The organism is Moorena sp. SIO3E8, assembly GCF_010692445.1.
Classification (GTDB): domain Bacteria; phylum Cyanobacteriota; class Cyanobacteriia; order Cyanobacteriales; family Coleofasciculaceae; genus Moorena; species Moorena bouillonii.
In genome coordinates this window covers 19,750-40,592 of sequence record NZ_JAAHHM010000010.1, presented here as the reverse complement: position 1 = coordinate 40,592, position 20,843 = coordinate 19,750, and the positions used below count along the sequence as shown (strand labels likewise).

Genomic DNA, 20,843 nt, shown 5'->3' with positions numbered 1-20,843 from the left:
GCCCTCGTGGAAATTACCCAGGATCGACTTGGAGAATCTAGGTTGATCAGCGGTAGTCGTAAATACTTTTAACTAAGCTATAGCGGGCAGCACTATAGAAGCCTGTATAGTTGTCATAATGTCTACGTTCTTTTTTAGTTTAGCATCCCAGTCAAGTCCTCGATGTCGTTAATTTTTAATTTGGTAATTTTTAAGTTTTAAATCAACTACGTTTATTTTTAATAATATACAAAAGCAGGGTAGGATGTATGTAACGCACCCTACGCAAATTTACAAATATGAGATGCACCCGGTGCTTTACGTCACAGGCTTCAAGCCTGTGACGTAACGACTGATAGCACCTCAAGTAGCGTGCGCTTAGCGCATATGCTTACCTTCTAGGAATACATCGGAAAATGGAATTCAATGCTGAGAATTAAGCACTAGGAGTAAAGAATCCCACTGGCATAAAACCGCCAACTACTTCTTCAAGGTTGTCATCAGTTAGTTCCAGGTCGTCATCGTTTAGTTTAAGTTCCTGATCCCTTAGACTTCTAAAGCCAGCCTTGTCTGACACCAACTGGTCAACAGAGCCGTTGTTTTTTTTCAGTGAATTTTTGATTTGTTGGGTATTCATGGTCATCCTGAAGTTGAATTGATTGATTAACTCAATTATCTACTAGTTTAGCAGATATTCCCTGATTATTATTTTCCTAAATAGAAATTATTTTTCCGGAAGATTCGCTGAAATTATCCTATGATTTTCGCTTTAGGTGCCCTTGACCCGTAATTAAATTCGCCACGGGTCGCACCTCAACTTTACTTTAACTTTAAATTTTGTCCGAATACTTACAAGCAGCCCTGATGATTAAACTAACTTCCATGGCTAATTTGGATAATATCGGCTAATAACTCCATAATTACCCATTAATGATCCACCTTGAGCTTCAATGATCGGTAATTTCGGATAGTATTGTTCTGATATAAATCCAGATTGTTTCCTTATTTAGGGTTGATAAAACTCTGATTAATTGCTAATTAACTTGCCAATTAACTTCTTATAAAGACTGGCTCCTGAATATTGAATAAAGTTGGTTAGGTCAAACTCAGTTTCTTATCATAATTAATCATAATTATACTAAAAAGTAGGCTAGCCTTTATGTAAAGAGACTACCCTACAAAAGTTTTCTATTGCCGAGGTAATAATTAATTAAACTCTAGAAGGCAAAGTGTCTATGCCTAAGTCTAACTCGGGTGATTAATAGACCTTAGAGAAATACATGGAGCCATGGGATTCAATGCTGATGATTAAGCTGAAGGGACAAAGAATCTTATGCCACCAACTGCTTCTTCAAGGTTGTCATCGGTTAGTTCAAGGTCGCCATCTGTTAGTTTGTTTTCCTGATCCGTTAGACTTTCAAAGTCAGAGTTTTCTGACACCAACTGGTCTGTTGAATCGTTGTTTTTTTTCAGTGAATTATTGGTTGCTTCGGTATTCATAGCCATCGTTAAATTCAATTAATTGCTTGACTTCAATATCTACTAGTTTAGCAGAGATTACCTGATGCGGATACAAGGATTCCAAAAATAATGTGGGGTAATAATTTGATAGAATTATGGTAAAATAAAGATAAATAGTTTTCAATAAGACCTATATACTTACAAGGATGCCATCATTGTAAGTAGTCGGACAAAATTAAACTTAATTGTGAGGACGACAGACCAGGGAGCAGTAAGGGTTTTAGTATAAGTAATATTTATTAATACAGTGATCAAAATTTATGTTAATTATTTCATAACATTTTTACACAGCAAGTTCTTTAGAGCCCTAATTAACTGGAAAATCTCCTGGATAAAGTTGCTGATGTCGAACTCAGGTGATAATCATAATTAATGATAATTCTAATACAAAGCAGGGTAGGCTGTATGTAAAGAGCCTACCCTGCCCCACTTTGCTATTGCAGACGTGATAATTAATTAAACGTAATCAGCCAGCCTAATGCTGTCAGCGGTTAGCTTAAAATAAACCTCATTTGGGAGAATTTAAGAGTTCAAGATTAATGAGAATTGAAAGTCTGGGGAACTGCCTCCCCTGTTCCCTTGCTGCATCGCTTATTCGCGCATCACCGATTGCACTACGCCCACGCTGCGCAAACAGTAGCCTCACAATTGGCCTAGGGTGGCCAACGGCTGACGGCACCTCAAGCAGCGTGGGCGTAGCGCATTAGCTGTTCGCGTAGCGTGGGCGTAGCCCATTAGCTTACCTTCTAGAAAGCGGGAGGATTAAAGTATCCACCCACTGCTTCTTCAAGCTTTTCATCGGTTAGTTCAAGGTCGTCATCGGTTAGTTTTATTTCCTGATCCGTTAGAGTTCTCAAGTCAGCGTTTTCTGACACCAACTGGTCTGTTGACCCGTTGTTTTTGTTCATTGAATTCTTGGTTTGTTCGGTATTCATAGCCATCGTTAAATTCAATTAATTGCTTGGCTTAACCATCTACTAGTTTAGCAGAGATTACCTGAACAAGTTTTTTCGTTTCTTGATGCAAAGCGCGAGTGGGGGGAACCCCCAAGACCGCGCTGCATCGCTAATAGAAATTAATTTTCCGTTTAGGTGCGCGCCTCCTAGGGCCTGTTTTCTTGCCTCGGAGATCCCCCATTATCCCCCTTAAAAAAGGGGGACGAGCGAGTATGGCTCCCCCCTTTTTTAAGGGGGGCTGGGGGGGATCATAATCTTGCGGAAAACTTTGAAAACACGCCCTAGGCCGGGTTCCCCGGCCTAGGGTCGCACCTCAAAACTAGTTGAAATTATCCTAGACTTAGGGTAAATTTTGATTCAGTTTTAGTTGTGTCTGACTACTTACAAGCAGCCCTGATGATTAAACCAACTCCCATGGCTAATTTGGGTAGGATAGGCCACCAACTCGACAATTCCCTGGTCATTAATGATCCACCCTTGGGCTTCAATGATCGGTAATTTCTGATTCGTCATGGCTGTTTGATCACGGTCGTGGTGATACTGTAGTCTTCTTCTGAGGGAACTCCGGGTTTTCCTCCTCTTGACTGGTTGTGTATTGCCTTGTGTATTTCCTTCATCGACCATTAACCGTAAATCGGGTACCACCACCTGACCCCGCAACACCCCAGTTGGGTCAGCCGGGAGTCCTCCTCCTCCAGTGACCACAAAACTATTCCCATCTACGGCTGCACAACTAGTCACAATTTGATTGCTGGTATCTACCACATCTCCAGGAAGCTTGGCTAGGGCTTGGGCAGGATTGACATCTGGGGTATTAAGGTTGACGGTGCCATCAATACCGAGTTGAGAAGAAGCGGTAATCTCACTAGTGCGATCGCTAAAAATTCCAATGGCAGTAATAGTAATATTTCCCCCGCGTCCCAATATGGCATTGGCAGTAATATCACTATTCTCTAGGGTTACCAAAAAGTCGGTAGTGATGGTGATATTCCCACCAGTGGCACTCTCACGGGCGTTGGTAGTGATGGTACTGTTGTTGCGTAAGACTACAAGCTGGGCATCAGACAGGGTAATATTTCCTTCGTCTCCAGCAGTAGTTTCGGCATTGAGGGAACCATTATCGAGTTGGATGGAATTGGCATTTACTTCCAAGGTGCCAGCAACACCGGTACCAGTACTACTGACCGTTGCTAGGGCTTGATCGCGAAGGATAAATGTCTTGGTATTGAGGTTAATCGAACCCGCTTGCCCATCTCCTATTGCTCTCGATGCGATCGCACTGGCTTCCCCATCTGGGTCAACTCTGTCTGCTCCCAATATTGCTAATCGGTCATTGTAGGTAGGGTCAATGCCAGAGAGGGTGATTGTATCAGTTGCATTGATGGTAATACTGCCAGCATCACCGCCACTGGAGCCAGAGGTGAGAATTTGAGCTCCATCGGTTAATGATAGAGTGTCTCCATTCACAGTAATTTCACCACCAGGAAAGTTACTACGGCTTCTAGCGCTAATAACTGCCCCATTATCTAGGCGTGTAGTAGGGGTATTAATCGTAATATCCCCACCACTCCCTGTAGCCATAGATTCGGTGTTGGCAGAGATGCGACTGGATTGACCACCTCTGCGACCACCGACGGGACTAACCCCAGAGAGGGTAATGCTCTCAGTAGCCTTAATCTCGAGATTACCAGCATCTCCGTTGCCAAAGGTAGCACTCCGTACCTCCGCACCATCGGAGATCGTCAGCTTCTGGGTATCAACGGTCAAAAGTCCCCCATCCCCTATAGCTTCTGGTTGAACACTGCTAAACAAGCCGCTAGTAGCCTGGCCATCCGCTGAAATCCCCATCAGCTCTACATCAGTAGCCCTTACCGTTAGGGTACCGCCATTGCCTTGACCAAAGGTAGCACTACTTATCTGTGCTCCATCCCTCACTGTCAGCCGTTGGGTATCAATGGTCAACGTCCCCCCATTCCCTGTAGCGTTTGGGATAACGCTACTAAACAAGCCGCTACTGAACCCAATAGCACTTCCACTAACCTCTACCTCAGTAGCCCGTACTCTTACTGTACCACCGTTGCCTGAACTATTGGTAGAACTGCTGATCTGCGCCCCATCCCTTACCCTCAGGCTTTGGGTATCAATAGTTAAATCTCCACCATTGCCTGTTGCTGATGAGTTAACATTCACAGACAACAGTGAAGTTTCCCTAACCTCTACATCAGTAGCTTGTATTCTTAGGGTACCTCCATCCCCCTGACCAAAGGTGTCACTAATTATCAGTACCCCATCCCGTACCCTCAATGCTTCGGTATCAATGGTGATGATTCCTCCATCTCCAGTGGCTCCCTGCTTGGCATTAGATTGTAATAAACTCAACGATTCAATAGCTACAGTATCTGTAGCGGTAATCGTTACATTCCCTCCGTCCTTGCTTCCGGAAGTACTAGCATCTAGGATAGTACCGTTTGTTAAGAATAGGTTGCGACTGGAGAAATTGATATTGCCACTGCCAAAACTCCCTGCTGTAGTAATCGAGCTATCCTCAAAGGTAATATTGTCTTTAGCGGTTAGGGTAAGGTTTCCTCCTTCACCATCAACAGCAGCAGTATTCAGATTACCGGCTGTAATGCCACCATTAGTCGCATTTAAGGTAATCGAACCACTATTGACAGTTTCCGGTAAGCTAGCTGATTCAGTAAAGGTAGCCGAGGGCGCTTCCACACCAGTCAGAGCAATGGTATAGTTACCCAGGTCAAATCCCCTAATATTGTCCCAATTACTTAAAGGAAAACTCCCGCCTGTTGGTGTTGCTTGATCTACACTGGTAGATCCATCCACAAAAAGAGAAAATGGGAAGATTGGATTTGAAAAAATCTGTCCTCCCTCGCTCACTGGTTCTATTCCGAAGCCACTGATGGCTAAATAATAAATCCCTGGTGCAGTGGGGGATGAGGGATTACCAGCGGGTAAGGTCGATTGCAAGCAACCTCCACAATTGGCATCATTATCATTGCTATAAATCCCGAAACCACCTGCATCAAATAAAAATAACTGAGTAGCTACCTCTGTCCCCTCAACGGTAGTAGCTGAGAAAGTTTCCCCCCCGGTTAGGAAAATTTGGTAGATATCTACATCAGCGACGTTGGCGATGGTTCCTGATATACTCTCTAAGGGAACACCGGGGGAATTACTGACGATTTTGGCATTCGTGATCGACTGTCCGGCATCTGCTACTTGGGGAATAGATGTATCAATATTCCCGATGGTTAAATTCGCACCAGATATAGCAATGCTGCGTCCATTGGTACGGATAGTGTCCGAGACAGTATCTGCCATCACAAAGTTTCCTACCCCATCCCTGTCAGCATCAGCTGTAAATACTACTGCCCCAATGCCTGATGCTAAGTCTAGGGAGTCATCGGCTAGGTCTTCTAGGAGAATATCATTGGTAGCTTCTAAGACAATATTGGTATTCCCAGACAACTGCTCTAAGGTTGACTCATAGATAGTGGTGGTTCCTCCATCAGTCAACTGGCTCAAGGAATCAAGGTCATCTACTGTTTGATTCCCTGTCCCACTAGCAATAATAATATCTCTAGGGTCTAGTAATAAGGTGCCAGGAAAGCCATTCACGGCACTGGTATCCACATTCCCCCGAAAAATCAGGTTTTCCTTACCAGAGACTTCGATAAAGCCGCCGTTGCCGGAAATTGTTCCCCCACGAGCGCTGATGGTGCCGTAAAATCCTGTGATCTGATCTGCTTGGAGGATAACTCTACCGCCATTGCCTTTTGCGATCGCATTGGCACTAATCTCGACATTAGGGGCAATGTAGCTTCGGTTAGTCTGTTGACTACCAATTAAAACCGTCCCTCCACCGTTTGGGGAGGATACATCGATAGTGGAATTATTCCATAAGCCAATTTGAGAGCCATTAATCTTAACTATTCCCCCCGGTGCTACTAACGAACCTGTGCTAGTAACTAAATCTCCCGACAACACTAACCCTTGCCCACTACCAACAGCTAAGTTACCCTGATTCCGTATTTGAGCTTGATGTTGACGTAGGGCATTAGTAAAGAACGCACCAGGTTGGATAGTCAGTAAGTTACTTTTTTCTGGTTCTGTGGCACTGAACAGTCCCTGTTGACCCAATTTAATGCCATCAGCTGTGGTAGCAATAAATGAGCCAGCTACATCCAATCGAGCATTGTTGCCAAAGTGAATGCCATTGGGATTAATTAAGTAGAGATTTGCTGGGCCATCTACTCCCAAGGTGCCGAATATCTGTGATCGACTCCCTCCTGTGACACGAGTGAGGATATTAGCTATACCATTGGGGTTGGCAAAGTAGACGTTTTGTCCTTCATTGACATTAAATTCCAGGAAACTGTGGAACAGGTTACTGCCTCGAATAGCTCCGCCTTCGATTAAGTCTCGAAATTCTTGGGGAGTAACAATTGAGTGTTCTACCCCCAAGGTCTCATCGCGTATAATCTGGGAGTGAGCAGCAGTATGAAAAACTGCCCAAGCTGTGCTAGATATTAATAAGATTGGGAGTTTTGAGTACCAAAAAAACATTTTTGCTGTACCGTAGAGGGCTGCTATTCATGACTTTAGGGGTTATTTTTGTGTGAGAAAAGGGTTAGCTATTACCTAATAATTATACCGATATTAACTCATAATTAAAAAAAATAAAGTAGACAATTATGATTAATTAACACAATAACAAGGTTATTCAACAAAACTTTACCAAAGACACAAACAAATTAATGTGTTAAATTAATTTTTTAAAGTATTTTTAATATAAATGATAATAAATTCATCTTAACTTCACATTAAACGTTTAGGTACACAAAACCAGCGAAAGTCTTTTTTCCTCAATCAGCGCTGAAGGACTTCCACGACAGGATGAGCAAAGCTATGGCGATAATTTACCAAAACACTCAACAACAGCGACTATTCCTTAAGGGATGGCTAGTGATTCCTTGCCATCTCCCTCTAGCCCTTTGGCTACTAATCACAAATCTACCTGCTATTGCCTATCAGTCCAATTCCCCAACCTCCTCACCAGGAGCAGTTGTCCAATACTCGTCCAATCCGTCAGCACTGCTGCAACAGGGAAAAGAACACTATCAAGCTGGACAATTCTTTGAAGCTGCTACCCTCTGGCAACAAGCCGCAAGAGCTTATGCATCCAATGGAGCAAGTTTTAACCAAGCCCAAGCCCTTAACTATTTATCCTTAGCTCAGCAAGAATTGGGACAATGGGAGCAAGCTCAAGTCGCGATCGCGGAAAGTCTAACCATACTGCAAAGTGTTGAGAAACTAGATTCAAAGGGCATTCTGCTTCTGGCTCAAGCCTTGAATACCCAAGGAAGCCTGCAACTGGCACAAGGACAAACCAAAACTGCTTTGGAAACCTGGGAGCAAGCGGAAGCTACTTATGCTAGGGCTAAGGATGAAACGGGAAAAATAATCAGCCAAATCAATCAAGCCCAAGCCTGGCAATTTTTAGGGCAGTATCGACGGGCAAGAAATCTCTTAGAGCAACTGGTCACAGACCTTGAAAATCAACCGGATACCCTACTGAAAGCTGATGGCTTGAGAAGTTTGGGCATTGCACTACAAGTTGCTGGTGATTTACTCCAATCAAAGAAACTATTAGAACAAAGTTGGGCAATTAGCAAGCAATTTAATTCCCCTGAGGATACTAGCCCTACTCTCCTTAGTATTGGCAATGTTGCTAGAGACTTACAACGATATGATGTGGCTTGGACATACTACCAAGAGGCGGCTAAATTAGCACCAGATGGCATTACCCAAGTGCAGGCACAACTCAATCAACTCAGTCTTTTAGTTACGGTAAAAAAATGGGATAAGGCACTGTCGTTAATTCCAACTATTGAGTCAAACCTCTCCAAGCTACCTCCTAGTCGATTGGCAATCTATGCTAGAGTGAATCTAGCAGAAAGTATGATTAAGCTAAAAAATAGCGAAAAGGAAGCTATTCAACTATCATATACCTCTAAAATTGCTCCAAAAATTGCCCAAAAAATTACCCAAAAAATTGCTAACGTATTGGCAATAGCCATTCAAGAAGCTAGACAACTCCAAGATGCCCGCGCTGAAGCTTATTCTCTGAATCAACTGGCTAAGCTTTATCAACAAAATCAGCAGTGGGAGGATGCTCAAAGTCTGACAGAGAAAGCTCTACAGATAGCTCAAACTATTAATGCAGGAGATATTATTGCTCTTGCGGCAACACAACTGGGGCAGATTCTGAAACAGCAAGGGGATATCCCTGGCGCGATCGCGGCTTATGAAACTGCCTACAATAACCTTCAATCCCTAAGGAGTGACTTAGTTGCCATTAATCCTGATGTGCAATTTAAATTCCAAGAAAGTATCGAACCGATTTATCGAGATTTAGTCAGCCTGTTATTAACTCCCTCTCAAGCTGGGCTCAAAAAAGGGGCGGTTAGCCAGTCTAACCTCAAAAAAGCTCGTGAAGTGATTGAAGCGTTGCAACTGGCAGAGTTAGATAACTATTTTCGAGATGCTTGTTTAGACACTGAGCCGATTGTCATTGATGAAATTGATGTCGAAGCTGCTGTAATTTATCCAATTATTTTAAGCGATCGCATAGAAGTCATCCTTTCGCTCCCCAATCAACCTCTAAGCCACTACACTACTCTTCTACCAGAGGACAAAGTCAAAGCTAGACTAAGACAAGTTTACTCATCTATGTCTCCTGGTTATCCCAATAATGAGCGGTTGCGACTGTCTGAGCAAATATATGACTGGCTGATCCGACCGGCAGAAGTAGAACTGGCAAACAGTAACATTAAAACCTTGGTATTCGTGCCAGATGGGTTCTTGCGAAATTTGCCCATGGCAGCTCTCTACGATGGTAAACAGTATCTGATCGAAAACTATAGTATTGCTATCTCTCCTGGGTTACAACTTTTTCCTCAAAGACTTCAGAGAGTTGAACTGAACGTCTTAGTGGCTGGGTTGACCGAAGCTCGCCAAGGCTATACTGGTTTACCTGGTGTGGCTGGAGAAGTCCAAGAAATTACGGATAAAGTTACTACAGACGTTTTACTCAATCAGGAATTTACCCGCACTACCTTCCAAACTGCAATTGATAGCACCCCCTTTCCCATTGTTCACCTAGCTACTCACGGTCAATTCAGTTCTAACCCAAAGGAAACATTCCTACTCACCTGGAATGACCGAATTGGCATTAAAGATTTCGATTTACTATTCCAAAAAAGACGATTAGGAATTCTCGAACCTATAGAATTACTGGTAATGAGTGCCTGTCAAACTGCAGCAGGGGATAATCGTGCCACCCTAGGATTAGCAGGATTTGCGTTACGTTCAGGAGCTCACAGCACTTTAGGTAGTCTCTGGTCAGTCAGCGACGAATCAACCACTAACTTAATGAAAGAATTTTATCAGGGCCTGATTCAGACTAAGCCGTCCATGACTAAGGCTGAAGCGCTGCAACAAGCACAACTGAAATTGCGTCAAGATCCATTATATAAACATCCCTATTTTTGGGCATCCTTTGTATTAGTAGGGAATTGGTTATAGAAGAATAATTTAGAGGTATATTATAACATGAATAAGTTTATTTGTAAAACTCTCTTATCAGCAACAGTAACTGGAGCATTGATCTTGGCATCAACTGCACTCCAGGCAACTCCATCAGTTAAAGAAGGGGAAATTCTACCCCGAGATTATCGCATCAGTCTGGAATTTGATTTCCCCTCAGATGAGGAAGTTCCCAAAACCAGTGTCGGTGGAGGGGTGCGAGGAAATGTAGAATTTGAGCTACCCGGAGACTCGGCTAGCCCCAGAACTAGCATCGGTGGGGGTTCGAGAGGAAATGTAGAATTTGAGCTACCCGGAGACTCGGCTAGCCCCAGAACTAGCATCGGTGGGGGTTCGAGAGGAAATGTAGAATTTGACCTACCCGGAGAATCCGCCAGCCCCAGAACTAGCATCGGTGGGGGTTCGAGAGGGGATGTAGAATTTGACCTACCCGGAGACTCGGCTAGCCCCAGAACTAGCATCGGTGGGGGTTCGAGAGGTAGTAAACTCCCCCTAACCGCATTGCTTCCACCCACAAAACACGGGTACACCGTATCACCCCGTCCAACTCTATTTGTTTATATGCCCGCCCTGGGAGCAACTGAGGTTTTTTTCAGTTTGCAAGATGAACAGGGTAATTCCCAATATCACACAACCCTCAAAAGTTCTGGCCAGGAAGGAGTGATTAGTATTACCCTACCAGAAGCAGCACCAGAATTAAAGATTGGTCAAAACTACCTCTGGTACTTGGCACCCATTGAACCAGACGGTATCCTGCGACCTGATAATTATTCAGTAAGTGGGTGGGTTAAACGGGTAAAATCAACGGTGAGTGACCAAGGGTCATCCAAGTCCGCGATCGCGTTGGCTACTGAATATGCTAAGGCGGGAATATGGTACGATACCCTAGAGGTTTTAGTGACTGCTCAACGGTTGGATCCTGACAATACAACCCTGGCCAATGAGTGGAAAGATTTACTCGAACAAGTGGGACTAGATGCGATCGCATCTCAGCCGATGGGAGAGCAGTTGTAATTCTTGAGAAGTTGTCAGTTTAAGGGATTAGCTAGGAAACTAATCGCCATTTGATATAGCAATTCTCAGCAACCTTTGAGGGAATACTATAAAAACACAACCTCAACAAAATAACCAACATTAAAGCCAAATGTGGCAAACCGTAAAACAACAGATTCAACAGTGGGGAACAGTCCTATTAATCGCGCCGAGTATAGCAGGATTGGTGATTTTAGGAAGCAATGCTGGACTGTTTCGGATGCTGGAATGGGCAAGCCAAGACCAATTATTTCGGCTGCGTCCAAAAGAATCTGTTGACGAGCGCATTGTCCTGGTCACCATTGATGAACCCGATATCAAATATGTTAAGCAATGGCCGATGTCAGATCGGGTTATGGCTCAGCTAATTCGGAATATCAAAGCCCAGCAACCAAGAGCGATTGGAATTGATATTTATCGAGACCTAGTGGTTGAACCTGGACATGATGAACTGGTAGAAGTTTTCAACTCTACCCCAAATGTGATCGGAATTGAGAAAATTGCTGGCAACCCCATTGCAGCGCCACCAGTGCTGGATAAATTGAGTCAGGTAGCAGCTAACGACGTCCTGCTCGATGGGGATAGCAAAATCCGGCGAGGGATCATTCTCCTGGGCAAACCTGATGGTACCCGTAAGCAAGGATTTGGTGTGAAACTAGCGCTAATGTATTTGGCACAAGACGGTATTAAACTTGAGCCGATCAATCCCGATAAAAAGATATACGGTTTAGGTAAAGCCAAGTTTTTCCCCCTCTCCAGTAATGATGGAGAGTACAGCAAAGCAGAGATGGGAGGATACCAAATCTTATTGAACTATCGGGGCGGTGAGGAGAGCTTTTTGACTATCTCCATGACTGATGTTCTCGACAATCGCATTCCCCCAAATTTGATGAGCGATCGCATTGTCTTGTTAGGGGCAAAAGCCCCAAGTCTCAATGACAATCACCTCACTCCCTACAATAGTACCTTACTAACTCCCACTGAATTAATACCAGGTATAGCAATTCACGCCAATATCAGCAGCCAGATTTTGAGTGCAGCTAATGAAGGTCGTCCCATGCTTCGAGCATCAGTCAAATCCCTGAATTGGCTATGGATAGTGTTCTGGTCTGGATATAGTGCTACCCTTGGAGCCATGTATGTCCGTAGGCGATGGGTAACTGGAGTTGGCACCCTTATAGCCGGAGTTATTATTATTACCAGTTCCTATATTGCCTTTTTATTTGGCTGGTTGATTCCAATATTTACACCCTTGTTTACCGTTATCAGTGCTGCAGTTGTCAGTATTAGTACCACACTTTGGAACAACCTCAAACAGTCCTATCGGGAATTAGAAAAACAACATAAACTATTGCAAGAAGCTCACCGGCAATTAGAAAAAACCAATACGTCCTATAGCAGATTTGTTCCCTTTGAATATCTTAACTTTCTTCAAAAAGACACTATTCTTGATGTATATCTGGGGAACCACGTCAGTAAAGAAATGGCGGTCATGTTCTCAGATATTCGCTCTTTCACTACCCTTTCAGAAACCATGACCCCGAAGGAAAACTTCGACTTTGTTAATGCTTACCTCAAGCGTGTCAGTCCCGAGATTCGCAATCAAAACGGCTTTATCGTCAAGTTTCTCGGAGATGGTATAATGGCTGTTTTCCCTGATGGCACCGATGAGGCAGTAGCAGCGGGAATTGCCAAGCAAATCAGAGTGGAAGAATACAATCACAGACGTATTGCCAAAGGCTATCTACCAATTAAAGTAGGGATTGGCATTCATGTGGGTCAGATGATGGTGGGAATGGTAGGAGAGACATTTCGGATGCAAGGGGATGCTTTCTCTGATAATGTTAACTTAACTGCTCGTTTAGAAGGGTTAACTAAATTTTATGGCGTGTCTTTGTTAATCTCCGAGCAAGCTTTAGAGCAATTGAGTAATCCTAGTCAATACCAGATTCGGTTTCTTGATCGAGCAATTGTTAAAGGAAAAAATGAACCAATTGCTGTTTATGAAATCTTGGAAGGAGAGCCTGAACAAGTTAGGGAATTAAAGTTAACAACCCAGTCAGAATTTGAGCTCGCTATAGAGTACTACCGAACTCAAGAATTTGAAAAAGCTAAAGCGTGTTTTAATCAAGTGTTAGCTGTCAATCCTAACGATAAGACAGCATTATTGTATGTAGACCGAATTAATCAATTAATGGTGCAAGGGGTACCGCAGAATTGGGATGGGGTGTGGCGGTTTACCCAGAAATAGCAAGGGTGCATCTCATATTTGTAACAAAGAAGGCGAAGTGTTGAAAGTCTTGGAAGTGTTGGAAGTCTTGGAATTTTCTTAGAATTTTTGCCTAATTGCAAAAGCGATACAGCGCGATGCACCCAAACTTAGAAACCAAGTTGTCAAATCATTACCAACAAACCTATCAAATCCCAAATAGTGATTGAATGCGTTGGCGAATCTGATTGGTTCCACTCTCTTTTTCCTCTGTTACACCTACCGTTATTCCTAATTTCTCTAGGGTCTCCTTACGTTTGAATAATTCTTCGGAAATTTGGTCAGCTAAATCTTTGTGCTTTACCAAAAGACTCTTTAAATTTTCCCTGTCTACCACAAACAGAATCGTGTCTTCTAGGGCGCGAAGAGTAGCGGTACGGGGGGTACCCAGAAGCAAAGACATCTCTCCAATAAATTCCCCTGGCTTGCGGATGGCAATCCGTTTTCCCCTTGATTCCACAAAGACTTCAACTAAGCCAGATAGAATAATATAAAATGAATCCCCTGGGTCGTTTTCTTCACAGATTATATCCTCTGCTTTGAGCATTTGACGATATCCTTGCTGAATTATATGTCGCAGCTCGCTATCGCTACACTTTTCAAAGTAACTCACCTTCCGCAAGAGATCCCGCAGGGTCAATTTTCCTCTAGAGTTAGCTTTTACTTTGTTTTTTTTGGCAGCGGCTACAGCTTTGTTATAGAGGTATTCTTCTTGAGAATATGAGCCGTTAGCAGCACCAGTTTGTTGAGGTGTTTGTTGAGGTTTTTGTACCAGAAATTCTAAGTCCTTCAGATTTCGGATATACAGGTCTCTCTGAGGCTCGGCGTGCTCGATTCCCTGCTCACGAAGTTGTTCTTCTATCAGATAATACAAACTACTCTGAATTGATTCCATATTTGGTGGATTGTCGATCCATACTAAGAGTTCAAAATCCATGCCGTCTCCAAACCCTTTAAAATATACTTCAGGAGCAGGGGATGGTAAAACTTCTGGTTCTTTGCGAGCCGCTTTTAACAGTACCTCTGTGACCATGACTGGATCGCTTTCATCGGGAACATCAACAGGAATTCTGAGCCTAGCTCTAGGATCTTGATAAGTCCAGTTAACTACATTGTTTTCCAGGAAACTAGTATTCGGAACAATAACAAATACCCCATCATTAGTGCGGATAGTGCTGGAACGAATCGAGATTTTTTCTACAGTTCCTGAAAGTTCATCAACTTTGACATAGTCTCCCACCTTAATTGGTTTTTCAAACAGAATCGCCAGACCACTGATAAAGTTGGCGGTTAAATTCTGAAGTCCGAAGCCTAAACCAATACCCATTGCCCCTGCAAAAACAATCAGGGAACTGAGGTTAATCCCAGCCGTTTGCAGAACAATAAAAAATCCTATGACAGTTAGAACATAGCCGATCAGGGAGGACAATGCTTCGCGAGTCCCACGATCTAACCCCAAGCGAGTTAGCACCCGACGCTTAATCAGGTCCTGAAGTTTACGAGCTATATATAAGGTAACGATAGCCATTACTATGAGTTGGACTATCATAATCAGAGACAACTCTTGGGTGCCCAGCTGAAACAGCTTGGTGGTAAAGACTTTCGAGACGATGTTCCAGACTTTGCTAAGCCATTCAAAAATCACAGCCATAATTCAGTTATTTATTACTCAATCAAATTGTCACCATGCAGCGGTCAGCTAATGCGCTACGCGCACGCTACGCGAACAGCTGTTAAGTTTAATATAATTAAAGCACTTAAGAGCTAATTTATAAAGTAAATATTAAGAGCTCAAATCCCTTGACAGATATGGATTTCAGGTAAGAGGGGGTGGAACTACGCCCAATTCCTGAAACCATTGCACCCCAATTCTTATAGCCCCTAGAAGCGTGAACTAACAGTGAAGGTCTTGGATACTCAGTAGATCCCCTGTAGCAGGCTAGGGCGTGTTTTCAAAGTTTTCCGCAAGATTATGATCCCCCCCAGCCCCCCTTAAAAAAGGGGGGAGCCATACTCGCTCGTCCCCCTTTTTTAAGGGGGATAATGGGGGATCTCCGAGGCAAGAAAACACGCCCTAGGGTCAATCTGCTTGCTCCAAGTCCAACGGAGCAACTTGTGCAAAAGCCGGTCTAGCCTCTGGCGAGATGGATCAAATTGATGTGTAGCCGTAATTTCCCGAATTGCGATGAGCCTGGTTTAGTTCACATTATATTCATATAAATTTCATATTTTTTTCATAAAAACCAGATTATCTTCACACTATGACCATAGCTTCACATTTACTTCATAATCTAGTTCATATACCAAAGGGAACAGGGAACAGCGGATCTGGGAACAGGGAGTAGGGAGTAGCGATGCAGCGCGGTCTTGGGAAGGCAGCGCGGTCTTGGGGGTCTCCCCCATGAGCGACTGCCGTGGTTTCCCCCACTCGCGCTTTGCATCAAGACGGGAACAGCGGATCTGGGAACAAAAATTCTCACAATTCATTTAGGATTGGTATAAAAGCTAATTAGGGGTTTGAGCACTCAGAAATTTAGAGGCTAAATGATGTTAAATATCGTTATATCAATTCCCACTAATTTTCCCATCAATTAACCGATGTTAATGTTGATTTTTTATGTAGGAAATGACCTTTATGCCCTGGATAGTTCTCAGGTCGTGGAGGTAATTCCCAGAGTCAACCTCCGAAAAATACACCAAGCTCCTGACTATGTGGCTGGTTTGTTTAACTACCGAGGTGCAATTGTGCCAGTCATCGATCTGTGCCATTTAATTCAAGGTACTCCCAGCTGCTCCCACTTAAGCACACGGATTATAATGGTCAATTATATTGCCAAAAATAATACTCATTACTGCATCGGTTTGATGTCAGAAAGAATCACAGAAACCTTAAACAAACCAGATACTGAGTGGGTCGATGCCGGAGTAAAAATAAATGACGCTCCTTATTTAGGAGAAATGATTATGGATGAAAAAGGCATGATCCAACGAATTCGGCTAGAGTATTTGTTATCGGAGTCCCAACAGATATACTTATTACCTGGAGCAGAAAATTAAAAACTACCAATTAACTAACAACTAACTAACTAATAGTAATGATTCAGGCGACTATTGAGGCTTTACTAAGAAAGAAAATCGGTTTGGATGGCAGTACTATTGGTTCTAGGCAGATTGCTAGAGCGATAGAAACCAGACGATTGGCTTGTGGCTTACCGGATCAGCAAACGTATCTGCAACAACTGCAAACCTCACCTCAAGAACTCGAATCACTGATTGAAACGGTCGTTGTCTTAGAGACTTGGTTTTTCCGGGACAGAAAACCCTTTGGGTTTCTGAGTCGTTACGTCATATCTGAGTGGTTGCCCAACCCCAACCACTCCATGCTGCGGGTGTTAAGTATACCCTGTTCTACAGGAGAAGAACCTTACTCCATTGCTATGACCTTGCTGGATGCGGGTTTGACTCCTAATCAGTTTCGAGTCGATGCTATTGATATCAGCAAGGAAGCATTGCACAAAGCTCGACGTGCTCTCTACAGCAGGAATTCCTTTCGGGGCAACCAACTACAGCAACAAAAACGCTATTTTAAGCAAACAGCAGATGGTTATGAATTATGTCAGTTGGTGCGCAATACCGTTAATTTTAAGCATGGTAATATTCTAGACCCCTTGGGCTTGGCTCAGAACAACTATGACATTATATTCTGCCGCAATTTATTGATTTATTTGGATAAATCTTCCCGGTTCCGTGCTATACAACTCTTAGATCGCTTATTAATGCCTAAAGGTTTGCTGTTTGTGGGGTCTGCTGAAACAGGAGTAAGAACTACCAATCGATTTGTGTCAGTTCGCTATCCCTTTGCTTTTGCCTATCAGAAGGTGAAAGATCTTAGACAACCCCAGACCAGGAACTCTCAACAGGGGCGCAGGAGAAATTGGGAAACCTCATCGTCACTCCCGAGTCATAAGTCCCCAGTGACGCTGATCCATTCTCTCTATCCAATACAAGGGCAAAACCAGGACCAGGAGCAAGACCAGGAATACCAAACAAGATCATCTTCCCCCTCTGCTCTGGTTAATCGACAGTCTAAAGGAATCAAACAATCCTGCTTACAAAGGGAGCTTGAAAAGGGACAAGAATCCTTGCTTGAAAAAGCTAGGAGATTAGCTAATCAAGGAAATTTGGAGGAAGCGGTGACACTGTGCCAAACTTACCTAAGTCAAAATTTGACTAGTGCTGAGGCTTATGTGTTACTCGGAGAAGTCCATCAGGCCTTGGGCAATGACGAGCAGGCTGAGCAATGCTTCCAGAAAGCGGTTTACCTGAAACCGAATTCCTACGAAGCACTCTTTCATCTGGCTTTACTTCAAGAAAATCGTGGGGATCTGGCTAAAGCTACGGTAATCCGACAGCGAATTCAACGACTACAAAACCTAAAAAGTCAATAGCAACAGGGGCTACTTGGAATTAAATGAAAATTGCAACTAAACTACTAGGTCTACTAATCTTCTCTAGTTTGACCATACTTTTAGGGGGGGGAATTAGCTGGATAGGACTGTCAAAGTTAGCGAATGAAATCGGTAAGATAGCTGAAGAGGATCTTCCCCTTATCCAGCACATGACGGAAATGCAAGAAAGTCAACTTGCTCAGAGGGTTAATTTTGAACGAGCTTTTCGATTTAATTACCGATATGCAGAAAGCACCACTGCTAGAAACACATTTAGTGAAGCCAGAGCGGAGTTCAACCGAAGGGATGGATTAGTGGACGACGCTCTTATAAAAGTTGATAACATCCTCAAACGTGAAATCAAAAAAGCCTTAAGTAATCAGCAAAAAGACTACTGGTCAGATTTTAAATCTGAATTAGAGTTATATAAAAGAATGCATGATCGTTATGGTGATAAATCTGAAGAAGCGTTCAGTTTAGTTGTTGATAATCAACCCGATCAAGCGGAATTTGCTGCAGAACGGATGCAAAAGTCCGCAGAAGAACTGAAAGCAGAAATGAGGAGTCTATTGCGGCGAGCTATTACATTATCTCAAAACTCAGCCAATCTTGCGAAAGAAGACCAAAAGCGTACCATCAACATCGTACTGATTGCTTTCATTTTAATCATTGGTACTACTCTAGGTTTTGGAATTTTTGTCACCCGCGATATTGTTAATTCGTTAAACAAAGCAGTAGATATAGCAGAAGAAGTTTCGGCTGGTAATCTGAGTACCAAGGTGGAAATTACCTCAACGGATGAGATTGGACAATTACTGGAATCTCTCAAAAAGATGACTGAAAACCTTAATTCATTGATCTATAAGGTGCAGCAGTCTGGTATCCAAATGACTAGCTCCACCACCCAAATTGCTGCCTCTGGTAAGCAATTAGAAGCAACCATGACCGAACAATTAGCCTCCACCAACGAGGTGACAAGCACAGCTCAAGAAATTGCCAATACCTCTGGGGAATTAGTTCAAACTATGGAGCAACTCGCTCAGCTGTCTCAAATTACTGCTGATGCTGCTAGCCATGGTCAACAAGACCTGATGCGTATGGAAAGTACCATGCGTCACTTAGCCAATGCTACTAGTTCTATTTCTGCCAAACTGGGGGTGATGAATGAAAAAGCCAATAATATCAGTAGCGTTGTCACCACTATTACTAAAGTAGCCGATCAGACTAATTTACTATCCCTCAACGCTGCCATTGAAGCGGAGAAAGCAGGAGAGTATGGGGCTGGTTTTGCGGTTGTGGCTCGGGAAATTCGGCGGCTAGCTGACCAAACGGCAGTGGCTACCCTAGAAATTGAGACTATGGTAAAAGAGATGCAATCAGCAGTGTCAACTGGGGTGATGGAAATGGATAAATTTAGCAAGGATGTCAGTACTAGTGTCGAAAATGTCGGCAAGATTAGTGAACAAATTGCTAAAGTAATTGAGCAAGTGCAGAGCCTGACTCCCCGGTTTGAGATGGTGAATCAAAGTGTTGAAGACCAATCAAAAAGTGCTCAACAAATTAGCGAGGCGATGGTTCAATTAAGCGAAGCCTCACAACAAACGGCTGACTCTCTAAGAGATACGAATAATGCTCTGGAACGATTGGATGATACTGCCCAAGGATTACAAACAGAAGTTTCGGTGTTCCAAGTTTAGACGTAAGCTGTCAGCCGTCAGCCTTCAGCTTTTTAATCACGTAAAACTTACGAAAAAGGCTCTGGAGACGAAGATATAAGTAGTTCTGGACAACCGTAAAGATGCTGATCGCTGATAGTTTAAGAATAGCGATCGCATAGGACAATCGGATATAGCGGTTTGCCACCCGCGCTAATTACAATAAGAAGAAGTAGTCAGTAGTTAGTAGTCAGTAGTTAGTAGTTAGTATCCTAACTTAACTTAACCTACACGCAAACCGCTATATGTTAAGCAAACACATTTCCAATCAGTTAAAGCTTCTGGGTCTAATTATTTTATCTCTATTTTTATCTCTATTGCTTGTTTTGGTATCAGGTTTCTCAGGGAAGAGCCAAGAGGATGATATTGTGTTGGGAATGTCTGCTGCATTTACAGGAGCATCTAGAAGTTTAGGCATTGAATTGTATAGAGGTTCAATGGCTTATATAGAAGATATTAATCGCCAAGGCGGTATCAATGGCAAACAAATTGTGATTCAGGCTTATGATGATGGATACAATCCCACTAGGGCGATTAAAAACACCATTAATTTGATTGAAAATGATGATGTATTTCTACTCTTTGATACTGGGATAGATTATACTACAAATTTGATTAATTCGCAAGTGGTACCCAGTTACAATGACACCTCCCTAGCTGCTGTAAGTGACTATCGAGCATTGATGGATCAATATAACCCGATGCCTCCGAAGAATTTCAGCTCGGCAGAATACAAACCCCTTAGGTATAGTTTTGTTAGTCTGGAAGGGTTTCTGAATGCAAAACTCCTAGTTGTGATTCTACAAATGATGGGGGATAAGGTTGACAAGGCTCGGCTCAGACAGGCGCTTGAGAAGGTCAAAAACCTTGACCTAGGGATGGGTGCATCTCATATTTGAAAATATTACGTAGGGTGCGTTAGGGGCGGCTCGCCGTCATTTTCCAGCTCGTAGCCAGCTTTGGGAAAGTCCGCCCCGTAACGCACCACCGAATCAAACAGCTTTTAGGAGATGCACCCCCTAGGGATTAATGCGCCAGTCTCATTTAGTGCTTTTAGAAATCAGGGACTCAATAATGTCTATTACACTACTGTTGAGCAAGGTCAATGGGGTGCATCTCATATTTGTAAAAAAGTTGCTAGTGGTGCTTCAGGGGGGGTCTCATTTTCCGCTCAAGCGCCAGGGTTTAGACAGCCCGCCCCGTAACGCACCACCTTGTCAAACAACTTTTAGGAGATGCACCCTCCTAGAAACGCTATAAGTAGGTAATAGGTAATAGGGAACAGCGGATCTGGGAA

At 43.2% G+C, this 20,843-nt stretch carries 13 protein-coding genes; 7 read left to right on the top strand and 6 right to left on the bottom strand.

Annotated features, from left to right (window positions below):
* Positions 1-415: 415 nt before the first annotated feature.
* The 4 genes from F6K46_RS06490 to F6K46_RS06475 all read right to left on the bottom strand — a co-directional run bounded on the left by F6K46_RS06490 (position 416) and on the right by F6K46_RS06475 (position 7,040).
* Entirely contained in the window at positions 416-616 is a 201-nt protein-coding gene (locus tag F6K46_RS06490; RefSeq protein ID WP_143727514.1) for a hypothetical protein, read from the bottom strand.
* 671 nt (positions 617-1,287) lie between these two features.
* Positions 1,288-1,485 carry a hypothetical protein gene (locus F6K46_RS06485; protein WP_293066673.1) on the bottom strand — a complete coding sequence of 66 codons (198 nt, stop codon included), beginning with the start codon at positions 1,483-1,485 and terminating at the stop codon, positions 1,288-1,290.
* Between the two features lie 761 nt (positions 1,486-2,246).
* Positions 2,247-2,408, bottom strand: a complete 162-nt coding sequence (locus F6K46_RS06480; RefSeq protein WP_158069483.1) for a hypothetical protein — start codon at positions 2,406-2,408, stop codon at positions 2,247-2,249.
* A gap of 429 nt (positions 2,409-2,837) precedes the next feature.
* The gene (locus F6K46_RS06475; protein ID WP_293116853.1) at positions 2,838-7,040 is read right to left on the bottom strand and encodes a filamentous hemagglutinin N-terminal domain-containing protein; all 4,203 of its coding nucleotides are present in this window, start codon (positions 7,038-7,040) and stop codon (positions 2,838-2,840) included.
* Between the two features lie 330 nt (positions 7,041-7,370).
* On the opposite strand from F6K46_RS06475, the gene F6K46_RS06470 reads away from it, so the two are divergent.
* The 3 genes from F6K46_RS06470 to F6K46_RS06460 all read left to right on the top strand — a co-directional run bounded on the left by F6K46_RS06470 (position 7,371) and on the right by F6K46_RS06460 (position 13,365).
* Positions 7,371-10,061, top strand: a complete 2,691-nt coding sequence (locus tag F6K46_RS06470) for a CHAT domain-containing protein (RefSeq protein ID WP_293116850.1) — start codon at positions 7,371-7,373, stop codon at positions 10,059-10,061.
* Between the two features lie 27 nt (positions 10,062-10,088).
* Complete coding sequence (locus tag F6K46_RS06465) at positions 10,089-11,096, top strand: DUF928 domain-containing protein (protein WP_293116847.1); 1,008 nt, start codon at positions 10,089-10,091, stop codon at positions 11,094-11,096.
* Positions 11,097-11,226: 130 nt separating this feature from the next.
* Positions 11,227-13,365: a CHASE2 domain-containing protein gene (locus F6K46_RS06460; protein ID WP_293054952.1), complete on the top strand. Its 2,139-nt coding sequence runs from the start codon at positions 11,227-11,229 to the stop codon at positions 13,363-13,365.
* Positions 13,366-13,531: 166 nt separating this feature from the next.
* On the opposite strand, the gene F6K46_RS06455 is transcribed toward F6K46_RS06460, so the two are convergent.
* Positions 13,532-15,034 carry a mechanosensitive ion channel domain-containing protein gene (locus tag F6K46_RS06455; RefSeq protein ID WP_293054950.1) on the bottom strand — a complete coding sequence of 501 codons (1,503 nt, stop codon included), beginning with the start codon at positions 15,032-15,034 and terminating at the stop codon, positions 13,532-13,534.
* Positions 15,035-15,679: 645 nt separating this feature from the next.
* Complete coding sequence (locus tag F6K46_RS06450) at positions 15,680-15,811, bottom strand: hypothetical protein (protein WP_293054948.1); 132 nt, start codon at positions 15,809-15,811, stop codon at positions 15,680-15,682.
* 170 nt (positions 15,812-15,981) lie between these two features.
* Here F6K46_RS06450 and F6K46_RS06445 point away from each other — a divergent pair, with 170 nt between their 5' ends.
* The 4 genes from F6K46_RS06445 to F6K46_RS06430 all read left to right on the top strand — a co-directional run bounded on the left by F6K46_RS06445 (position 15,982) and on the right by F6K46_RS06430 (position 20,445).
* Positions 15,982-16,440 carry a chemotaxis protein CheW gene (locus F6K46_RS06445; RefSeq protein WP_366510686.1) on the top strand — a complete coding sequence of 153 codons (459 nt, stop codon included), beginning with the start codon at positions 15,982-15,984 and terminating at the stop codon, positions 16,438-16,440.
* 38 nt (positions 16,441-16,478) lie between these two features.
* The gene (locus F6K46_RS06440) at positions 16,479-17,831 is read left to right on the top strand and encodes a CheR family methyltransferase (RefSeq protein ID WP_293054946.1); all 1,353 of its coding nucleotides are present in this window, start codon (positions 16,479-16,481) and stop codon (positions 17,829-17,831) included.
* A gap of 23 nt (positions 17,832-17,854) precedes the next feature.
* Positions 17,855-19,528 (top strand): methyl-accepting chemotaxis protein, encoded by a 1,674-nt coding sequence (locus F6K46_RS06435; RefSeq protein ID WP_075899526.1) that lies wholly within the window; start codon positions 17,855-17,857, stop codon positions 19,526-19,528.
* 263 nt (positions 19,529-19,791) lie between these two features.
* Complete coding sequence (locus F6K46_RS06430; RefSeq protein ID WP_075899528.1) at positions 19,792-20,445, top strand: ABC transporter substrate-binding protein; 654 nt, start codon at positions 19,792-19,794, stop codon at positions 20,443-20,445.
* Positions 20,446-20,843 lie beyond the last annotated feature (398 nt).